This window comes from Cytobacillus oceanisediminis (genome assembly GCF_003182355.1).
Classification (GTDB): Bacteria; Bacillota; Bacilli; order Bacillales; family Cytobacillaceae; genus Cytobacillus; species Cytobacillus oceanisediminis_A.
The window spans coordinates 148,395-174,595 of record NZ_QGTW01000003.1 but is presented as its reverse complement, the minus strand read 5'-3'; the positions used below and the strand labels follow the sequence as shown (position 1 = coordinate 174,595).

Here is a 26,201-nt window from a genome sequence, read left to right as displayed (position 1 = left end):
CTCCTTATAGAAATTCCTAAATAATTTGTTCTTTCAGCTGGCTGCGGTCGATTAAGAAATAACCTGATTCATCTGTTGCAAGATAACCCTTTTTCTTTAGATGGTTAATGGTTCTGCTTACGGTTTCTCTAGAAGTGCCAATCATATTGGCAAGCTCTCTGTTTGTAAAGTGGGTGGTGATCTTATAGACCTCATCGGCTTTTACGCCATTGGTTTTGCAAAGCCTTAATAAAAGCATGATGATTTGTTCATGTGTATTATGGAGAATTTGTTCCTCAAGCCGATTCTGTAAATCAATAATCTTTTCACCAAGCACTTTAAAGAGTTTTATGCAAAGTTCAGGGTAAGAAATAAGAATTTGTTCAAAGCGGTCAATTGGAATTGCAGCCAGCTGTGCTTCCTCCATAATTTCTGCATGTGCCGGATATAGGCCCTTTCTAAAGAAGCCTGCATGCGGAAACATCTCACCAGCTTCCAGAACTGAAACGATTTGTTCCCTCCCGGACAAGTCAGTTTTATATATTTTTACTTTGCCTGAATGAAGAAAAAATACCCGATCCAGAGGATCACCCTGCATAAATACATACATCTTTTGTTTATAGAAACGTGTCTGGGCTATTTCAACAATTGGAGACAGCTCTTCTCTATTGAGTTCTTTAAATAAAGGAACACTGCCTATCCTCTTTTCAATCTCCTCTTTTCTCAATTAGATCACCTTCCAGTACGATTACGTCTATTTGCTCTCAGTTTAACAGCTGTAGCTATTGCAATAAGTGAGCTGCATCATATAGAAAGAAATTTTATGATTCTCTTTCTCAAATAGTGTGAAAAATCACAGCCTATTAATGAGGTTTCTCACAAAAACACTTTAAAAAGAGTAATAGAATCAAAGAGTACTCAAACAGAAAGGAAGCGAAAACAATGGAAGTCAACCGTGGTACACCTATTAATAAAGTGGTGAAAAGAAATAAAAATGCACTATTAAAATCCATTCTTATTTTCACCATAATTGCCAGCTTTACAGTTCTCTTGATGGGAGGTTATTGGATCTTTAAGGAGCAGGCCCCACGGCCGCTTGAGGTAACAAATGAAAAGGGAGAGGTTATTCTTACAAAGGAAACGATCATGGGAGGCCAGGCGGTTTTCCAGAAGTACGGATTGATGGATTATGGTACTGTGCTTGGCCATGGTTCCTATATGGGTCCGGACTACACAGCTGAAGCCTTAACCGTTTACACCGAGGGCATGCAGGATTTTAGGGCTGAAGAAAAATTTGGAAAGCCGTTTGATGAGATTACCGGTGAGGAACAAACCGTAATTAGGGACCTGGTAAAAAGAGAAATGCGGGAAAATAGATACGACCCTGATTCAGATACAATGGTGATAACAGCTGCACAGGTATATGGGTATGAAAAAGTAGGAGAGTTCTATCGAAAAGTCTTTACCGAGGGTGACGGGTGGGGATTAAAAGCGGAATTAATCAAGGAAGAACATATGCCTGCTGAGGAAAGAGCTTATGTTGCTTCAGGAGACCAAATCCAGCAGATTTCTGATTTCTTTTTCTGGACAGCATGGCTTTCCAGTACGGAACGAATTAATGATGATATTACTTATACGAATAACTGGCCTTACTACGAGGATGCAGGCAATGAAATGTCCTTCTCTGCCATTTGGTGGAGCGGTGCAAGTGTTACAGTACTGATTCTGTTTGTCGGGCTTATCCTGTTTGTATTTTACCGCTATCATTTGGGAATGGAAGAGGCATATAGAGACGGAAATTTCCCTCGAATTGATTTAGCGAAACTTCCGGTAACTTCTTCTCAATTAAAGTCCGGAAAGTATTTCTTAATTGTAACTGTTCTATTTTTTGTCCAGGCCATGTTTGGTGCATTGCTTGCCCACTATTATGTCGAACCTGACAGCTTCTTTGGCATCAAGTGGATCCATGATATTCTTCCATTCAATATTGCTAAAGGCTACCATCTGCAGCTTGCCATCTTCTGGATTGCAACAGCTTGGCTCGGCATGGGTATTTTTGTTGCACCATTAGTAGGCGGACATGAACCGAAAAAGCAAGGACTTCTTGTTGATATCCTGTTCTGGGCACTTGTTGTCCTAGTTGGGGGAAGCATGATAGGCCAATGGCTTGGAGCAAATGGTTACTTAGGAAACAAGTGGTTCCTGCTCGGACATCAGGGGTGGGAATATTTGGAGCTTGGCCGTTTATGGCAGGGAGTTTTGGCTGCAGGAATGTTAATCTGGCTGTTCATTGTATACCGTGGAATTAAGAGCGGGTTAAAGCGCGAGAATGATAAAGGCGGTTTGATTCACCTTTTATTCTACGCAGCGATAGCTGTACCATTTTTCTACCTGTTCGCGTTTTTAATGAATCCGGATACGAGCTTTACCTTTGCCGATTACTGGCGCTGGTGGATCATTCACCTGTGGGTAGAAGGTATTTTTGAGGTATTCGCTGTGGTAGTTATTGGATTCCTATTAGTACAAATGAAGCTTGTAACTAAGAGCTCAACTGTTAAAGCTCTTTACTTCCAGCTAATTTTGCTGCTTGGCAGCGGTGTTATTGGCATAGGACACCATTACTATTACAATGGCTCTTCTGAAATTTGGATCGGCTTGGGAGCAGTATTCTCAGCACTTGAAGTTATTCCATTGACTCTTTTGATTCTTGAAGCATATGACCAATATAAAATGATGAGAGATGGCGGTGTAGACTTTCCTTATAAAGCTACTTTCTGGTTCTTGATTTCTGTAGCAATCTGGAACCTGGTTGGTGCGGGAGTATTAGGCTTCCTGATTAATCTGCCAGCTGTCAGCTTCCTTGAGCATGGGCAATTCCTAACCCCGGCACATGGTCACGGAGCCATGATGGGTGTATACGGCATGTTTGCAATAGCAGTATTGCTTTACTCTTTACGAAATATTGTCAAACCGGAGAAATGGAACGACAAATGGCTAAAATTCAGCTGCATCATGCTGAATGTGGGGCTTGCTGGAATGGTTTTTGCTTCCCTGCTTCCAGTCGGATTCCTGCAAATGAAAGAAGCTTATGTGAACGGCTATGCTGCTTCACGCTCAGCAGACTTTTTAAAGCAGGATATTATCCAATCTTTATTAACTTTAAGATCCGTGCCGGATACCATCTTCCTTGTTGGTGTTGTTGCACTAGTGCTTTTCTCAATAAAGGCTATGTTCAATCTGCGTAAAGTAACTCATAAGGAAATTGAACCTCTTCCTGTTAGAGATCTTAGCACCGATGATGATGAATAAGAAAAGCGCAGGCACCCTTACCCATCAACGGAGCGTGGTGGACTGAGGCCCACAGGACAATGATTTATCGTAGAAGAGGTGAGGGAAGCACGTCGAGTCGATAGGGTGCCCAAGCTAGACAGTTATCAAAGTTTAGAGATATAAACTCTGTTATAAGCATAAAGAAGAATCCGCAGATAGTCACTCTGCGGATTTTTCCCTTTCCTCCGAACAATCAAAACAGATGGTTTCGTTATTTTCGGTGTATATCCCGTTGAAAAAGCCGTCCAGGCAATACAGCTGTTTACCGCAAACGCAGCAGCTGCCTATTAATTCTCTCATATTCATTCACTCCTGGCTTTTTAAAAATGATGTGCTGTTTTTCCTAAAATAAAGGTGCATGGCACAAACGGTAAACAGTAAGACTACTGCAGCTATAGCAAATCCATCTCTAAATGATACGCCCAATACACCCAAAAATGTGGAACCCGCAACAACACCTAACGAAAAGAATGCATAAAAGAGTCCAAATGCCTTTCCTCTTGTTTTTTCTGTCGTATATTTTGCAATAAGAGCATTAATTGAAGGGAATAGCAGGGCAAACCCTGTACCATATAGGACCATACAGAAAAACATATAGGCAAGAGAAGAAGCTGAACTCAGAAGAATAAGTGCCATGCCTATAATAATCATGCCTGTCATCATTGTGTTTTGGTGCTTATACTTATCGAAGATTTTATTGATAGGCAAAAGAAAAATAAGGATAGCAGTCATTCCAAAGGTACTTAACAAAATTCCGCTGAAAATAGAATTGAATTGCAGGTTCTCAACCTGTAAGGGCAGAAGATAGGCAAGTGTTCCCTGTGCAAACATAAGCGAAAAAGCTCCGGCATAGCTTACAGCAAGCATCGGTTCCTTCATTAAAGGCAAAAGTCTCTCTGAATGGGCATCAGTCCGCTTCGCTTCTTCATTGCGCTTTGATGTCAAAAAAGTAAAAGCAAAGACAGCGCTGCTGATCATTGTTGCGGCAATAATTAGAAATACCCAATCTACGCTGTATTTGGAGGCGACAACAGCACCAAATGCAGGCCCCATTATGGCTGAGCTTCCTACGGCCGCACCTGATAAAGCCATCGCTTTGCCTTGTTTATTTGATTTTCCGCGGTTTGCGATGACTGTGAATGCTGCTGGAACAAGAAAGCCTCCGAACAGGCCATGGAGAAATCTGATGGCAATTAATTGCATCGGGGTACCAACAAGTGGGTACAGCACCAAAATGGATCCTGTTAAAGCAAGTCCCGATACCAGGACATTTTTTGCACCGCTTTTATCAATCCAATAACCGGCCAAAACATTGCCGATCATATTCGAAAATGAATACATACCGACAATTAATCCAATAAAAGCTGGTGACGGACTAATAGACTTGGCAAAGGGACTCATGATGGGCAGCTGTGAAAATGTATCTATAAAAGCCACAATTACAATGAAGAAAATAAAATATCTCATACTAACTCTCTTCCTGGGAATAGTTCACTTTACACCATTATAACTCTTTAACTAGAAGGTTAAAAAGAAAAACGGTAAATATCATAGGATAGCTGTGATACGGTTCACTAATCTTTTAGACCTGCCCCATTAAAATAAAAGTGTAAAGAAAAGAACAGGAGGGAGAAAGATATGAGAGAATTTGCCCGAACGGTCATTGCCCCTGACTATCCGCCAAAAGATAAGCATCCAGTTATTTTCAGCACATTTGATTCACTAAAAGAGGGAGAATTTATGCAGATAGTCAACGACCACGACCCTCGTCCTCTTCGGTATCAGTTTATGATGGAACGAGAAGATCAATTCACTTGGGCGTATATTGAAGAGGGCCCGGAAACGTGGAGAGTAGCAATAGGCAAAAAATAAAAAAATTATTGAAAGCATTCCCCTGAAAGGCAGGCACCAGCTATAACGGTGCCTGTTTTTTCTTTTTTCAGATAAGCTGAGTAATGCAAAAATATAAGAATGAAAGAATTAGAAAATGAAGACTGCCTTTTCAGAAAAATGTGATAAAATGGTTTTGTATTAGATTAAGAGGGGTGAAGAATTGTGACAGAAGCACTAAAAGAGACAGAACGCCAATTCATGGATTATGTAAAAAAAATGACTGCATATAATGAAGCATTATCCCTAATGTTTTGGGATCTTCGCACAGGGGCTCCGAAACAGGGAGTGGAACAGCGCTCTGAGGTAATCGGAATGATTTCTTCAGAAGTGTTCAGGATGTCAACTTCACAGGAAATGGCAGCATACATAGCAAAGCTTTCAGGCAAGGGAAATCTTTCGGAAGTAACCTTGAAGACCCTGGAAGAATGCAAAAAAGATTACGATCGGAACAAAAAAATCCCTGCAGAAGAATACAAGGAATATGTCATTCTTCAGTCCAAAGCGGAAAGCATCTGGGAAGAGGCAAAGGCGAACTCTGAATTTGATATGTTCCGCCCATACCTGGAAAAGCTTGTAGATATGAACAAACGTTTCGTTGGTTATTGGGGATATGAAGGAAATAAATATAATACACTATTGGACATGTATGAGCCTGGTGTTACAGTTGAAACGCTTGATAAGGTTTTCGGGCAATTACGCGAAAAAATTGTACCGCTTGTCCAGCAAATTTCAGAGTCTCAGAACAAGCCGGAAACAAGCTTTTTATTTGAACATTTCGCTAAGGATAAACAACGGGGCTTCAGCCTTGAAATTCTAAAGCAAATGGGCTATAACTTCAAAGCAGGGCGCCTTGATGAAACCGTCCACCCTTTTGCTATTGGTTTAAACCCTGGTGACGTCCGTGTAACGACAAAGTATGATGAAGAGGACTTTCGTACTGCTGTATTTGGCACCATCCATGAAGGAGGCCATGCGTTATATGAGCAGAACATTTCTGCTGATCTTGTGGGGACTCCATTATGTACAGGAACATCAATGGGAATCCATGAATCTCAGTCTCTATTCTACGAAAACTTTGTCGGACGCCACTATTCATTCTGGAAAAAGAATTATCAGCTCCTTAAAGAATATGCAAGCGGACAATTTGATGAAGTGTCTTTAGATGGGTTCTATCGTGCGATTAATGAATCCAAGCCATCATTGATCCGTATTGAAGCAGATGAATTAACGTATCCGCTTCATATCATTATCCGATATGAAATTGAAAAAGGCTTATTTAATGACGAGATTGAAGTCAAAGATCTTCCTAAGATCTGGAACGAAAAGTATGAACAATACCTTGGCGTAAAGCCTGAAAACGATGCACAGGGCGTTCTTCAGGATGTTCATTGGGCAGGCGGAAGCTTCGGCTATTTCCCTTCCTATGCTCTGGGCTATATGTATGCAGCACAGCTGAAAAATAGCATATTAAAGGATTTGCCTGACTATGATAAACTGGTTGAAGAAGGAAACCTGTTGCCAATCAAGGAATGGTTTACAAAAAATGTACACCACTACGGCAAAATGAAAAAACCGCTGGAAATTTTAAATGATGTAACAGGCGAAGGTCTTAATGCACAATATCTGGTTGATTATCTGTATGATAAGTACGGAAAAGTGTACCAGTTGAACTAAAATAACCTTTAAAAATATTAAGAGGGTGGCACTTGTGCCATCCTCCTTATTCATGGAGAGTAAATTATGAAGAGAATATTCCCATATTTAATGATTGCCTTTGGAGCAAGCCTTTGGGGGATTATCGCCATTTTCGTTAAGGGATTGGGAGAATACGGATTTACGGCTATGGAAATTGTTGCAATAAGAGTAATCTCTGCTGCGTTTTTCCTAATTATGATTGGCTTCGCGCGCTATAGAAACCAGCTAAAGCTGAAAACCCCGGTGGACATTCGGCTTTTTGCAGGAACCGGTATTTTAAGCATTGTATTTTTTAATTTCTGTTATTTTACAACGATAAATCAGATCAATGTTTCGATGGCGGTCATTCTGCTCTACACAGCTCCTGCATTTGTTACTGTTATGTCCTTCCTGTTTTTAAAGGAGAAGGTGGATATTAAAAAAATTGCCGCAGTGGCTGGTACAATTATGGGTTGTATTCTTATTGCGGGACTGACCGCAGGAGACAGCAAAATTACATTCCTGGGAATCTTGACCGGGTTAGGATCAGGTCTCGGTTATGCACTTTATACCATTTTTGGCAAATTTGCATTAAGAAAATACAATCCTTTTACGATAACGCTTTATACTTTTCTGGTCGCAGCAGCGGCTCTAATTCCAGTGACCCGATTATGGACAAAAGCTGAACTATTTCTATCTGCAGATGTTTTGCTGCTCAGTATTGGCTTAGGTTCTATTCCAACTGTTCTGGCATACTTTGTATACACATGGGGCCTTGAGCAGACAGAGGGAAGCAAAGCGGCTGTAATTGCGACGGTTGAACCGGTTGTTGCGATGCTATTGGGAGTTTCTCTTTATGGTGAAAGCCTCGGTATCATACAAATTGCCGGTGCACTTTTAATACTTAGCTCGGTTGTTATTGTAAACCTTCCTTCAAAAAGAAAAAACACTGGCATTATTTCCGAATCACAAAAACTGGAACATTAAAAATCTCCGATCCTGAGGGACCGGAGATTTTTTCATATACTCTTGCCTATTTACCAGAGCTTATATCCTTTAGCCCCGGGAGGAGCGTTTTGAATTAAGTCAATAAATGGAATGGTGTAAGCAAACAGAATCAGTACAAACGTAATTCCCAGCCATAGTTTCCAGTTTTCAAATACCATTGGAGCTTTTTCAGCCTTATCTGCCGCTTCTCCGACAGGAAATTCCTGTTCTCCTTTAGGTGCAAAGAAAGCTAGATTAATAAAGATGTAAAGCATTAAGATGATGCCAAGGAATAGGATGGAACCGCCAATCGCCTGGGCAACTTGATATGGAATCCATTCTGCGGCCTGTGCTGCTCCGCCGTACTCAGAGTAAGATGAACGGCGTGGAGCGCCAAGCAATCCGGCAGCATGCATGGCACCTGACATGAAAGTCATGCCAATGGACCAAATGACAGCCTGGATGATGCCTAATTTATTCATAGCTTTTGTTAGTTTGCGGCCAGTCAAATGCGGTATAAGCCAATAGGAAACTCCAAAGAATGTTAGTACAACGGATGTTGCTACAGTTAAATGAAAGTGTCCTGTAACCCAGATCGTATTATGGACTACCTGGTTCATCTGGTGGGAGGCATTAACGATACCGCCGGCACCAGCAGGAATAAATGTTACCATTCCGATGAATGGAACGACAAAGCGTGCATCGCCCCAAGGCAATTTCTTCAGCCAGCCAAATAATCTTGTTGCACCTTTTGCACGTCCAAAACTTTCAAACGATGCAAATAAGGAAAAGGCAGTCATAAGAGACGGAATAACAACAAGGAATGTCAAAATAACCTGTAAAAACTTCCATGCTGGATCGATTCCTGGTTCCATTAATTGATGGTGAAAACCAACCGGGATAGAGAACAGCAGGAATAAAATAAAGGACATACGTGCCAATGAATCAGAGAAAATCTTTCCGCCGATGACTTTTGGGATAACAACATACCAGGCCATATAGGCAGGCAATAGCCAGAAATATACAAGCGGATGTCCGAAGTACCAGAATAATGTCCGGCTGACTCCGATATTAACGGTTTCAACAATGCCCAATGACCAAGGCAGCAATTGGAATAGAACAGTTGATGCAACACCAATTGTTGCGACTATCCACATCATTGTATTAACAAGAGACATAAATGTTAGAAGAGGGCTTGGCTGTCCTGGATTTTTTCTTCTCCATTCAGCGTATTTCATGATAATGGCCGCGCCATCAACCCAGCTTCCCACAATCACCAGTGTCAGGCCAATGTAATACAATGCATGTGCCTGAAGCGGGGCATAAAAGGTATAAAGCACAGTTGCTTCATTTAAGAGAATCATGGCTGCGGCAAGAACAGTTCCTGCTGTCATCACCCAAAAGCCGACCCAGCCTGTTATACGCTGCTTTTTCGTAAAGGTGCCTGATGTTTTACTTGTTGCAGCGAGCTGGAAGCCCATAATAAAGAATGTAGTAAGTACAAGTCCTAATACAACACCGTGAACCGTAAGAATTTGGTAATAGCCGATTCCTGCAGGAAGTTCGAATTTTCCAGAACGAACGAGAGTCTGCAATAAACCTGCCAAACCTCCTATTGCCAAAGCAGTAAAGGCTACATAAAAGTGAGCCATTGCCAATTTGCCGTCACGGCGGTCTACTTTTAGATTATCTGCAGGGTTAAACATTATTTCACCACCTCAATTTTAGATGACATCATGTGGTGTCCAACACCGCAATATTCATTACAAACAATTAAGTATTCACCTGTTTTATCAAATGTTGTAATATGTTCGCTGATATATCCAGGTTCCAGCATCATATTGATATTGGAGCCCGCTACTTCGAATCCATGGACAACGTCTTTTGTTGTAGCAATAATTTTAACTTTTGCTCCATAAGGAACCTCTACGGAAGCAGGGCTATAGGAAAATGCGGATGCTACAAAAACTAATTCATAATCCCAGTCTTTACCCTCAACTTTTTTCAATCCAGGCTCATTGAATGGAGCGGTAGTATCAACCTTTTCAGGGTCAATTGTTGCTAAACAGCTTGGCGGCTGGTTCCCTAGATAAAATGCGCTGACACCCAACACTGTTAAAAAAACCAGAAGTGATCCGATTCCAAAGATGAGCCAGGCTTTTTCAAACTTATGCATATGCATGGCTTTTTTCCCCTTTCTATCTTTTAAAAGCGACTGACAAATAATAAGTAAACGCCTACCCATGTAATTACTAGGAAGAATCCTAATAAGAAAACGGAAGCTAACGTTCCCTTTAAGGAAGAGCTATCCTCTATTTCAGTTTTTGTTTTGCGGCTGAGTTCCGTTTTCGCCATTTTCTTTCACTCCCTTCGAAAAATTAGAAAAAGTAAATGATTACAGTTTCATAATACAAGACATTTAGGAAGATTCTAGATGCTTTCCGTGAGTTCACAAATTGTTCATTCGTTACTTAACTACTATGGTAATAGTGAAAAATTGATTTTACAGTGATATATGTCACAAAAACTAAGCTGGAAATGTGAAAAAAATGTGAAGGTTAACTTAGGTCTTCTGTAGGGGTATAAAACTTTGCAAATGATTAACCTTGAACTAACACAGAATAAATAAAATGATTAAATGGCGAACGATTTATATGTTAAATTTAATTAAGTTCGTTTTTTAGCTTATTTTTGGGTTGAATAAATGATGGGTGATGTTATAATGTTTATAAATTAATAACATTCACTCATATAATCGCAGGAATATGGCCTGCAAGTTTCTACCGGGTTACCGTAAATGATCCGACTATGAGTGAGCAATGTACGGGGTTGGATTCCACCTCTAATTGCCTGCAGCTTAGTTTTTCATTAGCCTGAAGGCCATTGCTTCACTCATTTTTATGTTGTGGATGCATGGTCTTTGGGCTTTTTGTGTTTTAAGGCTCTTATTTACAGAGGGGGAAAAAAATGAAACTGCTTATTGAAAAAATAAAGAACGAAGGGATTGTCTTATCATCGTCAGTACTGAAGGTAGACTCCTTCCTGAACCACCAGATAGATCCGCTGCTTATGCAAGAGGTTGGAAAAGAATTTGCTGAACGATTTGCTGACAGCGGGATTACAAGGATACTGACCATTGAATCTTCCGGAATTGCCCCTGCTGTTATGGCCGGGCTTCAATTGAAAGTTCCGGTTGTTTTTGCCCGAAAAAGAAAATCTTTGACTCTCGTAAATGATCTGATTACAGCTTCTGTCTATTCTTTTACAAAGCAAGAAACCAGTGAAATTTCTGTGTCCAAGAAGTATCTTGATGAAAAGGATAAAGTGTTAATCATTGATGATTTTCTTGCAAACGGACAAGCTGCTCTGGGACTCGCAGAAATAGCAGAGAAAGCAAATGCTTCGATTGCAGGAATTGGGATTGTTATAGAAAAAGGGTTTCAGGATGGCGGCCGTCTGCTTCGGGAAAAGGGCTACAGAGTAGAATCTTTGGCAATTCTTGACTCGCTTGAAAACGGTATGGTCAACTTTGAAAATTCATCAGAGAAAATGGAGGAACTAACGAGATGAACCAGAATCCGATCAAAATTGCTTCACTCGGTATTCAGCATGTGCTGGCAATGTACGCGGGCGCGGTTATTGTCCCGCTAATAGTAGGGGGAGCCCTTGGCTTAACAGGAGAACAGCTTACCTATTTAGTTTCAATTGATATTTTCATGTGCGGGATTGCAACCCTCCTTCAAGTTTGGCGCAATAAATTCTTTGGAATTGGCCTTCCAGTTGTCCTGGGATGTACCTTCACTGCTGTAGGACCTATGATCGCTATTGGAGGCCAATACGGAATATCTGCCATCTATGGCTCCATTCTTATCTCAGGAATTTTTGTTGTAGCTATTTCTAAGTATTTTGGTAAGCTTGTCAGATTTTTTCCGCCAGTTGTTACCGGGTCTGTGGTAACGATTATTGGAATTACGTTAATCCCCGTAGCGATGAATAATATGGCTGGGGGCCAGGGAAGTCCGGATTTTGGTTCTCTGCCTAACATTGCGCTGGCATTTGGAACATTGCTGTTCATTATTATGCTGTTCCGTTTCTTTAAAGGGTTTATTCGTGCCATTGCCATTTTACTGGGATTGGCTGCAGGAACAATTGTTGCTTATTTTATGGGAATGGTGAATTTTTCAGAAGTTGGAAAGGCTTCCTGGTTCCACATGCCGGCTCCATTCTATTTTGGCTTGCCTACTTTTGAAGTGACTGCCATTTTGACAATGATTCTGGTTGCAATGGTTAGTTTAGTAGAATCGACGGGAGTTTACTTTGCGCTCGGTGACATTTGTGATGAGAAACTTGAGGAAAAGGACCTTTCAAATGGCTACCGTGCTGAAGGGCTTGCCATTATCTTTGGAGCTGTTTTTAATGCATTTCCTTATACAACGTATTCACAAAATGTCGGGCTCCTTCAGCTGTCAGGGGTAAAAACAAAGAATGTTATTTATACAGCAGGTGCATTCCTTGTACTGCTAGGACTGGTGCCGAAAATTGGAGCATTAACTACCATTATTCCAACACCGGTACTTGGAGGGGCGATGGTTGCCATGTTCGGAATGGTTGTTGCCTATGGAATTAAAATGCTAAGCAAAGTGGAGTTTTCATCTCAGGAGAATCTATTAATCATTGCCTGCTCTGTCGGAATGGGATTGGGAGTGACTGCTGTTCCGGAATTATTTGCCCAGATGCCTTCCAACATTAGAATATTGACGGATAACGGGATTGTGGCAGGAAGCATGACGGCCATTATTTTAAATCTTGTATTTAATGTGTTTAAAGGAAATAAGCAGGTTCAGCCAGCTTCTTTCACGGAGCAGAAGGTATCTTAATTCATAGCAATTGTATTCACAATAAAACCGGCAATCAATATAATATTCTATCGGGATATTTTTCAAAATTCCCGACGCTGTTGTTCTTCACAGGAAAGCGAGTGGATTGGAATGGAAAAGTATTATTGCGACCATTGCCGGCTTTTATATAATGAAGAAGAAATTTGTGAGGCATGCGGATTGCTTGTTACGAAGAAGATTTATATCGAAGTTCAAAAACATCAAAAAAATCAAAATCAATTTGGGGCATCGGAATAATCCGATGCCATTTTTGTGTGAAAAAGTTTTATTATGCTAAAATAAAATTAATTTTCAGACAAAGGATTGATAAAATATGTATTTACCAACATTTCGCCTGGATGGCCAAAAAGCCATTGTTACAGGTGCTGGAAGAGGAATTGGGAGAGCTTTGGCCATTGGTCTGGCAGAAGCAGGAGCAGATGTTGCTCTATTATCCAGAACGGTTTCTGACTTAGAGGAGACGGCTGGTATTATACAAACTATGGGCAGAAAGGCTTTAGTAATCCAAACGGATGTAACAAAAAGGGAAAATGTACATAATGCGGTTCAAAAGGTGGCTGCCGAATGGAATGAAATTAATATCTTAATAAATAATGCAGGTATGAATATCCGTTCGAAGGCATTGGATGTTACGGATGAAGAGTGGCAAACCATTATGGATACTAATCTTAAATCAGCGTTTATGATGTCACAGGAAACCGCAAAGGTTATGAGGAAAAAGAATACACCTGGAAGAATCATTACAATTGCGTCTGTTGCTGGACATGTAGCCTTAAGAACTGGAGTTGTTTATGCTGCAACCAAAGCGGCTTTAATCCAAATGACTAAAGTCCTCGCCATGGAATGGGGAGCCCATAATATCAATGTTAATGCCATCGGGCCATGGTATTTTAAGACCCCTCTGACTGAAACATTATTGGCTGATCAAGAATACATAAAAGATATCCTGGCTGTTACTCCCCTAAAAAGGGTAGGAGGGCTGGAAGAACTGGTTGGTCCTGCGGTTTTCCTTTCTTCCTCTGCCGGCAGCTATGTCACTGGCCAAACCTTATTTGTGGATGGCGGCATGACTATACACGGATTCTAAACACATACTTTAAATTGGAAAAGATTTAGTAATGCTATCAATTCGAGCATTCATATATAATAAAGATGCACAACAACTCCTTCAAAACACATTGCTCCCTCCAATCCGGAGGGAGCTTTTTTTATTTTTCCAGTTTCAAATAGAGTCTGTTAGGTTACATACATAAAAGGTTAAGCATAATCTGCATTTATTTGGAAAAATTAAGAGAAAGCATGAGAAGGAGCGTCATGAATGCCAGCGATCGTATCAGTTGCAGAAGCTGTACCTGCACATGTGCTAAGACAGGAACAGGTAATGGATTTTGCGAGAGATTTATTTTCAGAATCCTTTAAGGATATTGAACGACTTTTAAAAGCTTTCCATAACGGACAAATTGAAAAGCGCCATTTTGCAAAGGGCCTGGAATGGTTTAAGGCAGACAAATCGTTTGAAGAAAGAAATAATGCGTATATTGACAAAGCTATTGAGTTAGGTATAAAAGCGATCAAAAATTGTTTAAGTAGCGAAACGTTTCTTAAGAAGCAAATTCCTTATGAAGAGATTGACGCGATCTTTACGATTTCAAGTTCAGGCATCGCCACACCAAGCATTGAAGCAAGAATCATGAATATGCTCTCCTTTTCGGAACACACAAAGCGAATTCCAATTTGGGGTTTAGGCTGTGCGGGCGGCGCTTCAGGTCTTTCGAGAGCTTATGAATATTGCCTTGCTTTCCCTAAGGCAAAGGTTTTGGTTTTATCGATTGAATTATGCAGTTTGACATTCCAGCGTAACGACCGATCAAAAAGTAATTTAATCGGCACATCCCTTTTTGCAGATGGAGTAGCATGTGCACTTTTAACGGGTGATGCTGTTAAAAGGGAAGATTTTCAGAAGCAGGCGGCCATTCCCCGTATATTGGCAACTCAATCCACAACGATGCGTGATTCTTTGGATGTGATGGGCTGGGAAGTGAAAGATGAGGGCTTATATGTCGTTTTCTCAAAGGACATACCTGCTATTATAGAAAGCTGGCTAAAACCGAATGTATCGGAATTTTTGCAGAGGGAGGGAATAAAAATGGAAGAAGTGAACCATTTTGTTGCCCATCCCGGTGGAAAAAAGGTCATCGAAGCCTATCAAACTGCTCTGCAGTTTGATCCGGCAATGACGAAAATATCACTTGAGATTTTGAGAGAATATGGAAATATGTCATCGGCGACCATCCTGTATGTTCTAAAAAGATTTATGGAATTCGGCCAGCAGGGAGAAACCGGGCTTGCAACTGCACTCGGACCGGGATTTAGTTCGGAATTGCTGCTTTTGGAGTGGGAGTAAAAACATGTTATTTTTCTTATTTATTACCATAATCATTTTACAGCGTGTATTTGAGCTTGTGGTTGCCAAAAATAATGAAAGATGGATGAAAGAGCGTGGAGCGCTGGAGTTTGGCCATCGGCATTACCCGTGGATTGTATTGACGCATGTCCTCTTTTTTGTCAGCTATATCTTTGAAGTATTATTTTTTGAAAAAGGCCTGTCGCGTTTATGGCCAATGCTCCTCCTTCTATTTGTGATCACTCAGGCAGGAAGAATGTGGGCTCTGTTTTCTCTTGGCCGATTTTGGAATACAAAAATTATTGTCCTGCCAGGTGCAAAGGTCGTAAAAAGGGGACCATATCAATTTATAAAGCACCCTAATTATGCGATTGTAGCAGCGGAGTTTTTGGTGATTCCCTTAATGTTTCAGGCTTATATTACAGCGATTGTCTTTACGTTGCTGAACATTTTGATCCTGTCCATCAGAATACCGGCTGAAGAAAAAGCACTTAGGGAGCTAACTGAATACGAAGATGCTTTTTTGAGGATCAGGCCAGAACCTGATAAAGATATTAAAAAAGTTTGATAATTTTATGACCCCTATTGAAAATGATTATCGTTCGTGATAAAATTCTAATTGAAGTTGAAAATTATTCTCAATATCATTCCAATAGGAAAGGTGTTGCTACATATGACAATCGTTTTCGTTGCCGGTACAATCGCGGCGTACTCACTAGTTATGAAACATGTCTTAAATAACGTTGCAAAACCACACACAAGATAAATATTATTGAATTGTTTGAAACCAGGCGCCTGCCTGGTTTTTGTTTTGTTAGAAATGATAACCTTATTATGATAAGCGGATTTTTAACAAGAAATATTAGAAAAATCAAAGAATAAGGACTCCCGTATAGGAAAACGCACGAAAATCATTTAAAATAGGTAGTAAATTGAAGTTACAAGGGGATAAATGTAAATGGCTAAAACGGCAATGCAACCAGGATTACAACAAACTGAATTATTGAACAAAATTACCGCTTTATATACATATGCCAAAGAAAATCAGGATGGGCAGACGGCTGAAAGGGCAAAAGATCTGGCGTTAAAGCTAAAAGACCAGGAATTCGCCATTGCCTTCTGCGGGCATTTTTCAGCGGGTAAATCGAGCATGATTAACAAACTCGCGGGAGAGAACCTCCTGCCGTCATCACCGATTCCAACCAGTGCTAATCTGGTAAAAGTTAAATCCGGAGAAGAGGATTACGCAAAAGTTATATTTAAGGAAGGGAAGCCAAGACTGTATCCTGCGCCATATGATTACGGGCAAGTAAAGTCTTATTGCAAGGATGGCGATTTGATCCAAACCATTGAGATCAGCCATTCCAAAACAAGTTTGCCAAAAAAGGCAGTCATTATGGATACACCGGGAATCGATTCAACGGATGATGCTCATAGAATTGCTACAGAATCTGCTTTGCATTTGGCTGATCTTGTTTTTTATGTAATGGATTATAATCATGTCCAGTCCGAATTGAATTTCCTTTTTACAAAAGAACTCACGGCTGCAGGCAAAGAAGTTTATCTTGTCATCAATCAAATAGATAAGCACCGGGATGAGGAACTAAGCTTTGAGCACTTCAAGAAAAGTGTGAAAGACTCATTTGCTTCCTGGGGAGTGAGGCCTGCGCGGATTTTCTACACTTCTTTAAAAGATGAAAACCATAAAGAAAATGAGTTCTACACACTTCAGCATTTTATTAATGAGAGTATTGCTAACCGTGAGGAACTCCTGCCTGTTTCCGTCTTCAACTCTCTGAAGAAGCTTACAGAGGACCATCTTAAATTTCTGAATGAATCAAATGCAGCAGAAAGGGAGAAATGGGAAGAAAAACTGGCTGAACTTGAACAGCAGGAACGGGATCAGCTTCCCATTAAATTGGCAAATATAGAAACTGAATTAAAGAAGCTGAAAAATTCTATAGATACAGCGGATATCGAGGTTAGCGACAAAATCGATGAGATATTGAAAAACGCTTATCTAATGCCTTTCCAGACTAGAGAACTGGCTGAGTCCTACCTAGAGTCCCGCCAGCCAGAGTTTAAAGTCGGCCTTTTTTTCAGCAAACAGAAAACAGAGCAGGAAAGGAAGGCAAGACTTGAACGTTTTTATCAGGACTTTTCCGAAAAAGTCAAGTCTCAATTGGAATGGCATTTAAAGGAGCTGTTTCTGCAGCAATTCAAACAGCATGGTATTCACGATCCTGGCTTATTGGCACAAGCCCAGGGATTCAGAATGCACTTTGAGCCTGAACTTTTAGCCGAAACGGTGAAGACTGGCGCTATGGTTTCAGGCGATTATGTGCTGCAGTATACCAATGATACGGCCGAAGCTGTTAAAAGAGTAGCAAAGAACAATGCAGCTGTTTTAAAAGAAGCACTTCTGGCTGCCTTAGAGGATAAAATCAGGCATGAGCAGGCAAAGCTTCAAAAAGACCTCCTCCAACTGAAAAATTATGCCGAAGCAATAAATGCGTTAAATTCAATTGGTGAAAAAATCCAAACAGCAGCAAGCCAAATGGAGGCATACCTAGCAGGAGAATTTTCCTATAAAGAGTTTCAAGAGAAAGCCAAAGTTCTTACTGCAGAGCATGTTGAAGATGCTGAAGTTGTTTTCCTGCAAAAAGGGCAGGAAGAGCAGGAAGAGCAGGAAGAGCAGTTAATGGAGCCGAAACACAATGAAGAACAGGACATTGCTGAACATGCTGCACCTTCGGTTTCTGTGCAGCCTGTTATTGATAAGCTTACCTTTACCGCTCAGGCTGTTAAGGATTTGCCTGGCTTCAGAAAGCTTTCCGGAGACTTGGCCGAAAAAGCAGCAAGGCTTGAGAGCAAAGAATTCACTGTTGCACTGTTCGGAGCTTTCAGTGCTGGGAAATCTTCCTTTGCGAATGCTTTAATCGGCGAAAAGCTGCTGCCTGTTTCCCCAAACCCGACAACAGCAGCAATCAATAAGATAAAGCCTGTTTCCAGTGAGAATACACACGGAACAGTTCTTGTAAAGGTCAAGGATTCCGATTCTATCTTTAACGATGTAAATCATTCTTTAAGAGTCTTTGACTATACAGCCAGCAGTTTTGACGAAGCAGCTGCAGCTATAAGCAAAATAACTGGTGACAACCAGGATTTCGATGCGAATGAAAAGACTCATTTTGCTTTTCTAAATGCTTTTTTGCATGGGTATAATTCGTTCCATGATTTGCTTGGGAACACAATTAAAGCTGATCTGGAAGAATTTAAGGATTATGTTGCCAATGAGGAAAAATCATGCTTCGTGGAAACGATCGAAGTATATTATGATTGCGAGTTGACCAGGCAGGGAATCACACTAGTTGACACCCCTGGTGCGGATTCCATTAATGCAAGACATACAGGCGTTGCGTTTGAATATATTAAAAACTCCGATGCTATTCTTTTTGTAACCTATTATAATCATGCCTTCTCGAAAGCAGACAGGGAGTTTCTTATTCAATTGGGACGGGTGAAAGATACCTTTGCCCTCGATAAAATGTTCTTTATCGTCAATGCTATTGATCTTGCGGATAACGAGGAAGAAAAAGAGTCAGTGCTAGATTATGTGGAAGACCAGTTGGTGCAATACGGTATCCGCCGACCTCATTTATTTGGGGTATCCAGCCTTCAAGCTCTGTCTGAAAAAATAGATAGAAGCAAAGAAGAAACATCCAATATCAGCTCCTTTGAAAAATGCTTTTATTCGTTTATCAATCAAGATTTACTGAACATCTCTATCTCATCTGCAGAAACAGAATGGAAACGTTTATTAGGCCAGTTAAGATCTTATATTTCCTCTTCCCAGGAAAACAAAGACGTAAGAGTTCAAAAGCTGAAGATGCTGAAAGAAGAACATAAAACAATTTCAGGCCTTATACGGAAACAAAATCCTGAATTGCTGTCTCAAAGGCTTGAACAGGAAACAGATGAGCTTGTTTTTTATATCAAGCAAAGAGTATTTTTGCGTTTTGGGGATTTTATTAAGGAGGCTTTCAACCCGGCACTTTTAAAGGATGACGGCAGGAATTTAAAGAAGATGCTGAAAGCAGCGCTTGATGATTTTCTTGCCAGCTTCGGATTTGATTTTGCCCAGGAGCTCCGTGCGACAACCCTAAGGCTTGAAACTTATATTGCCAGGCTTCTCGGGCAGCAGCAGGAGACTATTTCGAAATCAGCAGCTAATGTGAACAGTGATTTGTCTTTTAGTTTATATGAGCCAACCGCATTGGATGGAATAGAATTTGAACCTGCTTTTTCAAACGAGGATCATACACAGTTTAAAAAAGCTTTATCATATTTCAAAAACCCGAAATCTTTCTTTGAGAAAAATGAGCGGAAGCAGTTGGCGGATGAGCTTGAGAATAGCTTGCAGGAACCGGCTGAGCGTTATTTGCAGGCTGAAAGTGCAAGGTTAAAATTCCATTACAACAGCCTGCTAAAGAAAGAATTTGAGCGACTGCTCGATTCACTCATTGAGCAGGTCAATGAATACTACGAAGGAATTACCGCTGCTTTAAAAGATGATTTCCCAATTGAAGAACTGAAAGAAATTGAGAGGGAAATTGCCCAATACGAGAAATAATATTTGAAAGGTTGCTGCATTTCTCATGGAAAAATGGCTGTGGGCTACAGAAGAAAAGTATAATATCGATATCCTTTTTGCATGTGAAGCAGGGAGCAGGGCCTGGGGTACAGATGATGCGGAATCAGACTATGATATCCGCTTCATATACAAACACAGGGACTTAAAGACTTACCTTTCCCTTGAACGTGCAAAGGAGGTTATCGACACAGATATTCCTTTTGATGCGCATGGCTGGGATATTTTCAAAGCATTTGGCCTGATGAAAAAGTCAAACCCAAGTATTTACGAATGGGCATATTCACCCGTTATATACCGGGACAAGGAACAATTTTCTGTAAAGCTAAAGAGAATAGTAGAAGGCGAATTTTCACAATATAAATTATTTCTGCATTACAGCCAGCTCCTGTCCCGAAATTTAAAGGAAGCTGCCAAGAAAGAAACAATCACAGAGAAAAAGCAGAAATTGCTTATACAGGCAGTGAGAGCTTTTTTAATCGCAAAACAGATACTCGTTACTGATCATTTGGATGGCCATTTTCTTTTCAAAGGGCTTTTTCTAATCAAGGAAGAAAATGATTTCACACATTTTTATCGGGAGCTTGCAGAAGAAAAACAATATGGAGGCCTTATTGATGGGGATTATGCTGACACTATGATTGGCAGACTGGAGAAAGAAAAAGAGGCAATGATAGCGGCAGCTGACAGATTGAATAAAGGCAGCAGCCAGGTAACGTCCCTAAATAAATGGCTTTGGGAGCTGCTTGGGATATAGGCATAATGTCTGAAATCGAAAAAGGGAGAGCTATGGAGAAGAATTCTTTTCATGCATGCGCTACCTGTGTTAACTTCAATACTCAAAAGCGCAAAGATGGAATGTATTATTTTTGCAGCAGGCTTGGCTATGAAACGAAACCTGACTATCAATTTAACTGCTGGACTCCAAAGGAACAAGTAGTCCGGCTGATGGAAAAAAGAAAAGGGGAGAACCTGGGATGAAGTATGTAATCGAAAAAGAATGGCTTTTAAACAAACTTGACGATCCAAATGTAAGAATCGCGGATTGCCGGTTTAAACTGGGCTCGCCTGATGAAGGACGCAGCCTGTATGCTTTAAACCATATTCCAAATGCTGTCTATTTTGATCTTGAGAAAGATCTTTCTGGCCAGGTTAAAAAACATGGAGGAAGGCATCCACTGCCAAAGCTGGATCAGCTTAAACATGCACTTGAGAAGGCGGGAATCAGCCGGGAAACAACAGTTGTTGCCTATGATGGAGGGGAAGGGGCTTTTGCTTCACGGTTCTGGTGGCTGCTCCGCTATCTGGGACATAAAGAAGTCTTTATCTTAAACGGCGGATATAAAGAATGGGTTGGCAGCAAATATCCCGTAAATAATGAAATACCAAGCTTCAAATCTGCTGATTTTAACATTGAGCTTCAGCCTGAAATTTTTGCTCCTTATGAAGAGGTTAAAAGTCTGTCAGAAAACACTGATGCGGCTGTATTAATCGATTCAAGAGAAGCCAAACGGTACTTGGGGCTTGAAGAGCCAATCGACAAAAAAGCAGGGCACATTCCAGGGGCAATCAATAAAGTTTGGCTTGAGACTTATGAAAATGGCATATTTAAAGAAATTGCGGAACAGGAGAGAAGGTTTGCAGAAATCGATAAAAACAAGCCAGTGATCGTCTATTGCGGATCAGGGGTCACTGCAGCGCCCAATTTCCTTGCTTTAAAGGAAGCCGGATACAGCAATGTAAAGTTATATGCGGGAAGCTTTAGTGATTGGATATCATATGACGAAAATAAAATTGAAACTGTCGAAAAATAGAGAAATCCCTTCTAAAAAAGGGATTTTTTTACTGTAGGAAATGTTATATAATTTAAAAGGTTTGATATGTTTAGATAATGGAGGTCTTAAATGAATACTTCAGGTTATACCATAACGAAAAAGCAAAAAACCGATATTAATCAAATATTGGTGACAACGGCTATAATTCTTATTCTTTCTGCCATCTTTGTTCCTATTTTTCTTCTGACTCCCTTTCAGACGTATATGTATAGGCCAGCAGGAACCTGGGTATTTGAAGCGCCTAAATCCGCTTATTTAACATTTAGTTTTGCACTTGTAGCGATAGCGATTTTTATGATTGCGGGTGTTTGGCTTCACAGTGCAGAGAAGTTCGGCAAGCTTGGAAAAACAATCATCGGCATCGGACTTTTTTCTTCGCTGGCCACATTAATACTCAGCTTTGACTATTACCATTACATCGATGAAACCGGAGTTCACTATAATCAATTATTCAGTTTGGAAGAGAGGCACTACGAGTGGTCAGAGATTAAACAAGCGAGGCAAACGGTCAAAAATGAAATGGGCATTATGTCAGATGATAAACTGATCTTTACCTTTAAAGATGGAACAACTTATTCCTATCTTTTGAATGATAATATACGCAAGGCTAGAAACGCGACTTATTTTGAACTTGAAGAGCATGGAGTTGAACTAATTAGGGAAACAGAATAATTCCTGTAAAACTTTTCAAGAGAATGCCGGAGATACCCATGTTATAATAGTAGTTACCGCAGATTAATGGCCCAATAAGTTCAATTAACCATCAAAGGGAAAAAAACATTCCCTCCGATGAAAGTTTCACTAATGATTATAACCGGGAGGCGAAGAAATGAACGAAAACAAACCTTCACTGCTGCTTGTAGACGGGATGGCGCTTTTATTCAGAGCCTATTTTGCCACCGCCGTTTCCGGCCAGTTTATGATAAATTCAAAAGGAATTCCAACAAATGGAGTCTACGGTTTTGTAAAACACTTTTTAACTGCAGTCTCATCTTTCAGCCCTACACATGTGGCTGTCTGCTGGGATATGGGAAGCAAAACCTTCCGTACAGAAATGTTTGATGGATATAAAGCAAATCGCCCTGAGGCTCCCATTGAGCTTGTGCCCCAATTTGATCTTGTAAAGGAAGTTGTCGAAGCCTTTGATGTTCCCAATATTGGATTAGAGGGATATGAAGCCGATGATTGTATTGGAACTATTGCGAAAACAGCGAGCCAGGAAGCAGAAGTGCTAATTCTTACTGGCGACCAGGATATCCTGCAGCTTTTGGATGATAATATTTCTGTTATTTTATTGCAAAAGGGCTACGGCAATTACCTGGTTCATACAACCGAAACCTTCTATGAAGAAAAAGGCATTACACCAAAGCAGATGATCGACTTAAAAGCCTTCATGGGCGATACTAGCGATAATTATCCTGGTGTAAAGGGGATTGGTGAAAAAACCGCATTAAAGTTGCTGCAGCAGTATGAGCATATTGAAGGCGTCCTTGAAAACCTGGAGCAGCTGACAAAAGGGCAGCGTACCAAAATTGAACAGGATCTAGAGATGCTCCACCTAAGCAGGCAGCTTGCTGAAATAAAATGCGATGTGCCCGTTGAATGTCCACTAGATCTGGCCCAATTTATTTTGAACCGTGAAAAGGTAATCGAAAAATTCACCGAAATCGAATTCCGCGGCCTTCACCGCTTTCTTGATCTGAAAAAAGAATATGCTTAAAATGCGAACTCCAGACTGCGGCCTGGAGTTTTGTTTTTGATGTACGCTATAAAGAAGGGGCCGCGTGTTAACTGGTATTCACGCATAAACCTCAAACTTCAGCGATAAACCGCCTTCAACAGGCGGCCATATCTTCATTATTTTGTATTTTTCTTTTTCGCAGCATTCTCCAGCTTGCTCTTCGGCTCTTCTGCAAATTCCGCATCCTGCCCGTATCCTTGAGGGTTTACGCCAGGAGCTTTCTTTCCTCTGTTTGTATGTCCATTTTTGCTCAAGTGATTCACCTCCCTTAAATAATCATTTACCGATTTTGATAACCTTATTATTGTTTAAGTCTTTGTGTTTTAATCATCTCTATGCAGGGTACAATTTAGCAACTGATGCTGCATGCTTTCCCTCAAATATGCTGGTTTTATTTCACAATGACATTAAGCTCTAATCAGCATTTTCTGGAGGAATAATAACAATCTGCATACTTCACAATATAAAAGAGGTGAATCTGAAATGAATAAAGGAGTTTATATAGCTCTGTTAAGTATAGGACTGGCACAAGGGCTGAAGATTCCTATCCATTATGTAAAAGAAGGGGAGCTTCGTCCGGATTTATTTTTCCAGACAGGCGGCATGCCGAGTTCCCATTCGGCAGGTGTTTCTTCCTTAACGACTTTTATTGCATTAAAGCGCGGAGTTCCGACTGTTGACTTTGCTCTGTCGCTTGTATACGGTTTAATCGTTATGTATGATGCCCAGGGAATCAGGCGCCAGACCGGTGAGCTTACGTTAAAGGTAAACAGCCTTGGCGAGCTGGTTGATAAGATCCATAAAGATGAGACAGTAAAATTTGAAGAGGAAGGTCCCAAAAAGCTAAAAGAGATGCTCGGCCATCAGCCTGCTGAGGTTTTAGGAGGAGCTCTTCTGGGAGTGCTTACAGGTACGCTTGGCTATCTTCTTACAAAGAAAAAATAATTAGACACGACATAACGTGAAGCCGCCTTCAATTCAAATTCCAAAGATGGACAATCCCTGCCTGCATTTTGCAGAAAAAGGTAGATAATTGTCGAAAAATCAGGTAAGATTTAGGAGAAAGTAAAGGGAGCAGGGGAAGAGGGTAAGGTTTGTGAAGACAGTTGAAGAATATTTGCATTTTTTGCAAAGTAAAGGTTTTCAATTACGGGAAGACGCAATTGGCTTCATTTACTTTGGCAAAAATTATACAAATGCTTCAGATGAGCTTGCAAATGCGGCCATTGAATTAACGTTAAAAGCACAGAAATCATTTGACGGGAGTTTTTACGTATCATTACTGGAAACACTGGTTTCAAATGAGATCAGCAGCAGGCGAGAAGCTGTAAAGTTTGTAAAAGAAAAACTGATTATCTAAAAAGGCGTGTCACTTGAGAACACGCCTTTTGCTTTGCTGCCAATCAGGAAGCCGCTTTTTTCTTCAATATAAAAAAATTTTTTTTGGCAGGGATTTCTGCAAAAACCATGCCTGCAAAAATAAGGAGACAGCCAATCACTGCACTATAAGATAACCTTTCGTTTGCCCATATAAATCCGGTTGCTGCTGCAAAAACGGGTTCCATTGCAAAAATGAGGGCAACCCTTGTCGGTGTTGTATATTTCTGAAAAGTTGTCTGGGCAAAGAAAGCAATGGCAGTTGCAAAAAGAGATGTCACAATAAGAGCTCCCAGCACATTAGATTGAAACAAAATTTCAGGCTGGAATGCCTGCTGCCAATTCTCAGTGAAAAGTGCAAAAATCATCGACAACAGAGCAACAGTGGCTACCTGGATGACAGTCAACAGCAGGGCAGGATATTTGCTGCTGTATTTTCCCGTAAAAATAATGTGAAGGGCAAAACCAACAGCACATATGAATACGAGCGCATCTCCAATATTCAGCGAGACTTTATCTGTCATTGTAAGCAGGTATAGTCCAACAGTTGCAATTGAGACTCCTGTAACGGCATTAATTCCCGGTTTGATTTTTAATAGCATGAAAGAAAATACGGGAACCATTACTACGCTTAAACCGGTAATGAACCCAGCTTTAGATGAAGTAGTGTGCAGCAGGCCCACTGTCTGGAAAGCATAGCCGACAAATAAAAAAAGACCCATAATGACCCCTGAAGCCAGCAGATTCTTATCCAGAAGCTTCAGCTGTTTTTTTTCGAAAAGAACTAGCCATCCTCCGAGCAGAACGGCTGCAAGGAAAAAGCGAACACCATTAAAGGAGTATGGTTCCAAAAATGCTATGGCATTTTGCACGAGTACAAAGGTAGATCCCCAAACTAACGCAACGAGCAAGAGGCTTATATCCGCGAATATTGTAGATCTGTTCATTAATTATCTTCCCCTTTCGTTTAAATGTTGCGGATGGCTGCCCGGGCTAATTCATCAGCTGCTTTATTTTCCGAACTAGGCACCCATTTCATGAAGAATAAATCAAATTGCCTTGTGAGCTTCAATGCTTCTTCAAGCAAGGGGGCAAATTTTTTATTTTTTACAAATTCCTTTTCTACTGCACGATTGACGAGCTGTGAGTCTGTACGGAAGGATACAATTTTATAACCCTTTTCAATACATATTTCCAGGGCCTTTAAAAATGCACGGTACTCTGCTTCATGATTCTCCATTTCGCCTAAAGGAATCGAGTAGCGCTCAACTTCTCCATTATTTTTTATAAAAATTCCTGCACCGCTTGGTCCAGGGTTGCCGGCACTCGCACCATCAATATATACTTCAATCATTGCTCTGCCTCCTGTTATTCAACTGGTATTGCAAGGAGTGAGTTTCACTTTATTTAATACTGCAATAGGGTAAACTAA

General features: G+C 40.6%; 26 protein-coding genes and 1 riboswitch. Of the genes, 18 read left to right on the top strand and 8 right to left on the bottom strand.

Annotated elements, in window-relative coordinates; genetic code table 11:
- Nucleotides 1-16 precede the first annotated feature (16 nt).
- Nucleotides 17-706, bottom strand: a complete 690-nt coding sequence (locus tag DFO73_RS07565) for a Crp/Fnr family transcriptional regulator (RefSeq protein ID WP_110064172.1) — start codon at nt 704-706, stop codon at nt 17-19.
- Between the two features lie 215 nt (nt 707-921).
- Between DFO73_RS07565 and DFO73_RS07560 the strand changes: the two genes are divergently transcribed.
- Entirely contained in the window at nt 922-3,288 is a 2,367-nt protein-coding gene (locus DFO73_RS07560) for a nitric-oxide reductase large subunit (RefSeq protein WP_110064171.1), read from the top strand.
- Nucleotides 3,289-3,615: 327 nt separating this feature from the next.
- Here the strand turns inward: DFO73_RS07560 and DFO73_RS07555 are convergent, their stop codons facing one another.
- Nucleotides 3,616-4,776, bottom strand: coding sequence for an MFS transporter (locus tag DFO73_RS07555; protein WP_110064170.1), 1,161 nt, complete (start codon nt 4,774-4,776; stop codon nt 3,616-3,618).
- A 171-nt stretch (nt 4,777-4,947) separates the two neighbouring features.
- Between DFO73_RS07555 and DFO73_RS07550 the strand changes: the two genes are divergently transcribed.
- The 3 genes from DFO73_RS07550 (at nt 4,948) to DFO73_RS07540 (ending at nt 7,863) form a co-directional block, all read left to right on the top strand.
- The gene (locus DFO73_RS07550) at nt 4,948-5,181 is read left to right on the top strand and encodes a DUF2249 domain-containing protein (protein WP_110064169.1); all 234 of its coding nucleotides are present in this window, start codon (nt 4,948-4,950) and stop codon (nt 5,179-5,181) included.
- 183 nt (nt 5,182-5,364) lie between these two features.
- Nucleotides 5,365-6,876 carry a carboxypeptidase M32 gene (locus DFO73_RS07545; RefSeq protein WP_110064168.1) on the top strand — a complete coding sequence of 504 codons (1,512 nt, stop codon included), beginning with the start codon at nt 5,365-5,367 and terminating at the stop codon, nt 6,874-6,876.
- A 66-nt stretch (nt 6,877-6,942) separates the two neighbouring features.
- Nucleotides 6,943-7,863, top strand: coding sequence for a DMT family transporter (locus DFO73_RS07540; RefSeq protein ID WP_110064167.1), 921 nt, complete (start codon nt 6,943-6,945; stop codon nt 7,861-7,863).
- 50 nt (nt 7,864-7,913) lie between these two features.
- On the opposite strand, the gene DFO73_RS07535 is transcribed toward DFO73_RS07540, so the two are convergent.
- From DFO73_RS07535 to DFO73_RS07525, 3 genes are read right to left on the bottom strand one after another with little or no spacing between them, the layout of a single operon-like run.
- The gene (locus DFO73_RS07535; protein ID WP_110064166.1) at nt 7,914-9,569 is read right to left on the bottom strand and encodes a b(o/a)3-type cytochrome-c oxidase subunit 1; all 1,656 of its coding nucleotides are present in this window, start codon (nt 9,567-9,569) and stop codon (nt 7,914-7,916) included.
- The gene (locus DFO73_RS07530; protein WP_110064165.1) at nt 9,569-10,045 is read right to left on the bottom strand and encodes a cytochrome c oxidase subunit II; all 477 of its coding nucleotides are present in this window, start codon (nt 10,043-10,045) and stop codon (nt 9,569-9,571) included. The genes DFO73_RS07535 and DFO73_RS07530 overlap by 1 nt, the downstream gene beginning before the upstream one ends.
- A 23-nt stretch (nt 10,046-10,068) precedes the next feature.
- Nucleotides 10,069-10,218 carry a cytochrome c oxidase subunit 2A gene (locus DFO73_RS07525; protein ID WP_110064164.1) on the bottom strand — a complete coding sequence of 50 codons (150 nt, stop codon included), beginning with the start codon at nt 10,216-10,218 and terminating at the stop codon, nt 10,069-10,071.
- A 372-nt stretch (nt 10,219-10,590) separates the two neighbouring features.
- A riboswitch (purine riboswitch) is annotated at nt 10,591-10,692 on the top strand.
- Nucleotides 10,693-10,830: 138 nt separating this feature from the next.
- On the opposite strand from DFO73_RS07525, the gene DFO73_RS07520 reads away from it, so the two are divergent.
- From DFO73_RS07520 to DFO73_RS07470, 12 genes are all read left to right on the top strand, one after another.
- Nucleotides 10,831-11,433: a xanthine phosphoribosyltransferase gene (locus DFO73_RS07520; RefSeq protein WP_110064163.1), complete on the top strand. Its 603-nt coding sequence runs from the start codon at nt 10,831-10,833 to the stop codon at nt 11,431-11,433.
- Nucleotides 11,430-12,740, top strand: coding sequence for a nucleobase:cation symporter-2 family protein (locus tag DFO73_RS07515; RefSeq protein WP_110064162.1), 1,311 nt, complete (start codon nt 11,430-11,432; stop codon nt 12,738-12,740). The genes DFO73_RS07520 and DFO73_RS07515 overlap by 4 nt, the downstream gene beginning before the upstream one ends.
- 111 nt (nt 12,741-12,851) lie before the next feature.
- On the top strand, nt 12,852-12,998 hold the full coding sequence (locus DFO73_RS28525) for a hypothetical protein (protein WP_181395953.1): 147 nt from the start codon (nt 12,852-12,854) through the stop codon (nt 12,996-12,998).
- Nucleotides 12,999-13,074: 76 nt separating this feature from the next.
- The gene (locus DFO73_RS07510; RefSeq protein ID WP_110064161.1) at nt 13,075-13,848 is read left to right on the top strand and encodes an SDR family NAD(P)-dependent oxidoreductase; all 774 of its coding nucleotides are present in this window, start codon (nt 13,075-13,077) and stop codon (nt 13,846-13,848) included.
- A 231-nt stretch (nt 13,849-14,079) separates the two neighbouring features.
- Complete coding sequence (locus tag DFO73_RS07505; protein ID WP_110064160.1) at nt 14,080-15,165, top strand: type III polyketide synthase; 1,086 nt, start codon at nt 14,080-14,082, stop codon at nt 15,163-15,165.
- 4 nt (nt 15,166-15,169) lie between these two features.
- Nucleotides 15,170-15,733, top strand: coding sequence for an isoprenylcysteine carboxyl methyltransferase family protein (locus DFO73_RS07500; RefSeq protein WP_110064159.1), 564 nt, complete (start codon nt 15,170-15,172; stop codon nt 15,731-15,733).
- 390 nt (nt 15,734-16,123) lie between these two features.
- Entirely contained in the window at nt 16,124-19,798 is a 3,675-nt protein-coding gene (locus DFO73_RS07495) for a dynamin family protein (protein ID WP_110064158.1), read from the top strand.
- Nucleotides 19,799-19,823: 25 nt separating this feature from the next.
- A complete protein-coding gene (locus tag DFO73_RS07490; protein WP_110064157.1) occupies nt 19,824-20,573 on the top strand; it encodes a nucleotidyltransferase domain-containing protein in 750 nt (249 codons plus the stop codon).
- Between the two features lie 32 nt (nt 20,574-20,605).
- Nucleotides 20,606-20,797: a hypothetical protein gene (locus tag DFO73_RS07485; protein WP_110064437.1), complete on the top strand. Its 192-nt coding sequence runs from the start codon at nt 20,606-20,608 to the stop codon at nt 20,795-20,797.
- Nucleotides 20,794-21,630: a sulfurtransferase gene (locus DFO73_RS07480; protein ID WP_110064156.1), complete on the top strand. Its 837-nt coding sequence runs from the start codon at nt 20,794-20,796 to the stop codon at nt 21,628-21,630. The genes DFO73_RS07485 and DFO73_RS07480 overlap by 4 nt, the downstream gene beginning before the upstream one ends.
- Nucleotides 21,631-21,720: 90 nt before the next feature.
- The gene (locus DFO73_RS07475) at nt 21,721-22,323 is read left to right on the top strand and encodes a hypothetical protein (protein WP_110064155.1); all 603 of its coding nucleotides are present in this window, start codon (nt 21,721-21,723) and stop codon (nt 22,321-22,323) included.
- 157 nt (nt 22,324-22,480) lie between these two features.
- A complete protein-coding gene (locus tag DFO73_RS07470) occupies nt 22,481-23,371 on the top strand; it encodes a 5'-3' exonuclease (RefSeq protein ID WP_110064154.1) in 891 nt (296 codons plus the stop codon).
- A 137-nt stretch (nt 23,372-23,508) separates the two neighbouring features.
- On the opposite strand, the gene sspL is transcribed toward DFO73_RS07470, so the two are convergent.
- The gene (gene sspL / locus DFO73_RS07465; RefSeq protein WP_026581140.1) at nt 23,509-23,646 is read right to left on the bottom strand and encodes a small, acid-soluble spore protein L; all 138 of its coding nucleotides are present in this window, start codon (nt 23,644-23,646) and stop codon (nt 23,509-23,511) included.
- A gap of 229 nt (nt 23,647-23,875) precedes the next feature.
- Here sspL and DFO73_RS07460 point away from each other — a divergent pair, with 229 nt between their 5' ends.
- Nucleotides 23,876-24,337 (top strand): divergent PAP2 family protein, encoded by a 462-nt coding sequence (locus tag DFO73_RS07460; RefSeq protein ID WP_110064153.1) that lies wholly within the window; start codon nt 23,876-23,878, stop codon nt 24,335-24,337.
- 151 nt (nt 24,338-24,488) lie between these two features.
- A complete protein-coding gene (locus DFO73_RS07455; RefSeq protein ID WP_110064152.1) occupies nt 24,489-24,752 on the top strand; it encodes a DUF6123 family protein in 264 nt (87 codons plus the stop codon).
- A gap of 43 nt (nt 24,753-24,795) precedes the next feature.
- Here the strand turns inward: DFO73_RS07455 and DFO73_RS07450 are convergent, their stop codons facing one another.
- Together DFO73_RS07450 and DFO73_RS07445 are read right to left on the bottom strand one after the other, a co-directional pair.
- Nucleotides 24,796-25,716: a DMT family transporter gene (locus tag DFO73_RS07450; protein ID WP_110064151.1), complete on the bottom strand. Its 921-nt coding sequence runs from the start codon at nt 25,714-25,716 to the stop codon at nt 24,796-24,798.
- A 20-nt stretch (nt 25,717-25,736) separates the two neighbouring features.
- Complete coding sequence (locus DFO73_RS07445) at nt 25,737-26,123, bottom strand: reverse transcriptase-like protein (RefSeq protein ID WP_110064150.1); 387 nt, start codon at nt 26,121-26,123, stop codon at nt 25,737-25,739.
- Between the last annotated feature and the right edge of the window lie 78 nt (nt 26,124-26,201).

Bases quoted from the DNA above. Each gene is read 5' to 3' on its own strand.
- DFO73_RS07560 (WP_110064171.1), top strand. From the start codon at position 922: ATGGAAGTCAACCGTGGTACACCTATTAATAAAGTGGTGAAAAGAAAT.
- DFO73_RS07555 (WP_110064170.1), bottom strand. From the start codon at position 4,776: ATGAGATATTTTATTTTCTTCATTGTAATTGTGGCTTTTATAGATACA.
- DFO73_RS07550 (WP_110064169.1), top strand. From the start codon at position 4,948: ATGAGAGAATTTGCCCGAACGGTCATTGCCCCTGACTATCCGCCAAAA.
- DFO73_RS07540 (WP_110064167.1), top strand. From the start codon at position 6,943: ATGAAGAGAATATTCCCATATTTAATGATTGCCTTTGGAGCAAGCCTT.
- DFO73_RS07535 (WP_110064166.1), bottom strand. From the start codon at position 9,569: ATGTTTAACCCTGCAGATAATCTAAAAGTAGACCGCCGTGACGGCAAA.
- DFO73_RS07530 (WP_110064165.1), bottom strand. From the start codon at position 10,045: ATGCATATGCATAAGTTTGAAAAAGCCTGGCTCATCTTTGGAATCGGA.
- DFO73_RS07525 (WP_110064164.1), bottom strand. From the start codon at position 10,218: ATGGCGAAAACGGAACTCAGCCGCAAAACAAAAACTGAAATAGAGGAT.
- DFO73_RS07520 (WP_110064163.1), top strand. From the start codon at position 10,831: ATGAAACTGCTTATTGAAAAAATAAAGAACGAAGGGATTGTCTTATCA.
- DFO73_RS07515 (WP_110064162.1), top strand. From the start codon at position 11,430: ATGAACCAGAATCCGATCAAAATTGCTTCACTCGGTATTCAGCATGTG.
- DFO73_RS28525 (WP_181395953.1), top strand. From the start codon at position 12,852: ATGGAAAAGTATTATTGCGACCATTGCCGGCTTTTATATAATGAAGAA.
- DFO73_RS07510 (WP_110064161.1), top strand. From the start codon at position 13,075: ATGTATTTACCAACATTTCGCCTGGATGGCCAAAAAGCCATTGTTACA.
- DFO73_RS07505 (WP_110064160.1), top strand. From the start codon at position 14,080: ATGCCAGCGATCGTATCAGTTGCAGAAGCTGTACCTGCACATGTGCTA.
- DFO73_RS07500 (WP_110064159.1), top strand. From the start codon at position 15,170: ATGTTATTTTTCTTATTTATTACCATAATCATTTTACAGCGTGTATTT.
- DFO73_RS07495 (WP_110064158.1), top strand. From the start codon at position 16,124: ATGGCTAAAACGGCAATGCAACCAGGATTACAACAAACTGAATTATTG.
- DFO73_RS07490 (WP_110064157.1), top strand. From the start codon at position 19,824: ATGGAAAAATGGCTGTGGGCTACAGAAGAAAAGTATAATATCGATATC.
- DFO73_RS07485 (WP_110064437.1), top strand. From the start codon at position 20,606: ATGGAGAAGAATTCTTTTCATGCATGCGCTACCTGTGTTAACTTCAAT.
- DFO73_RS07480 (WP_110064156.1), top strand. From the start codon at position 20,794: ATGAAGTATGTAATCGAAAAAGAATGGCTTTTAAACAAACTTGACGAT.
- DFO73_RS07475 (WP_110064155.1), top strand. From the start codon at position 21,721: ATGAATACTTCAGGTTATACCATAACGAAAAAGCAAAAAACCGATATT.
- DFO73_RS07470 (WP_110064154.1), top strand. From the start codon at position 22,481: ATGAACGAAAACAAACCTTCACTGCTGCTTGTAGACGGGATGGCGCTT.
- DFO73_RS07460 (WP_110064153.1), top strand. From the start codon at position 23,876: ATGAATAAAGGAGTTTATATAGCTCTGTTAAGTATAGGACTGGCACAA.
- DFO73_RS07450 (WP_110064151.1), bottom strand. From the start codon at position 25,716: ATGAACAGATCTACAATATTCGCGGATATAAGCCTCTTGCTCGTTGCG.
- DFO73_RS07445 (WP_110064150.1), bottom strand. From the start codon at position 26,123: ATGATTGAAGTATATATTGATGGTGCGAGTGCCGGCAACCCTGGACCA.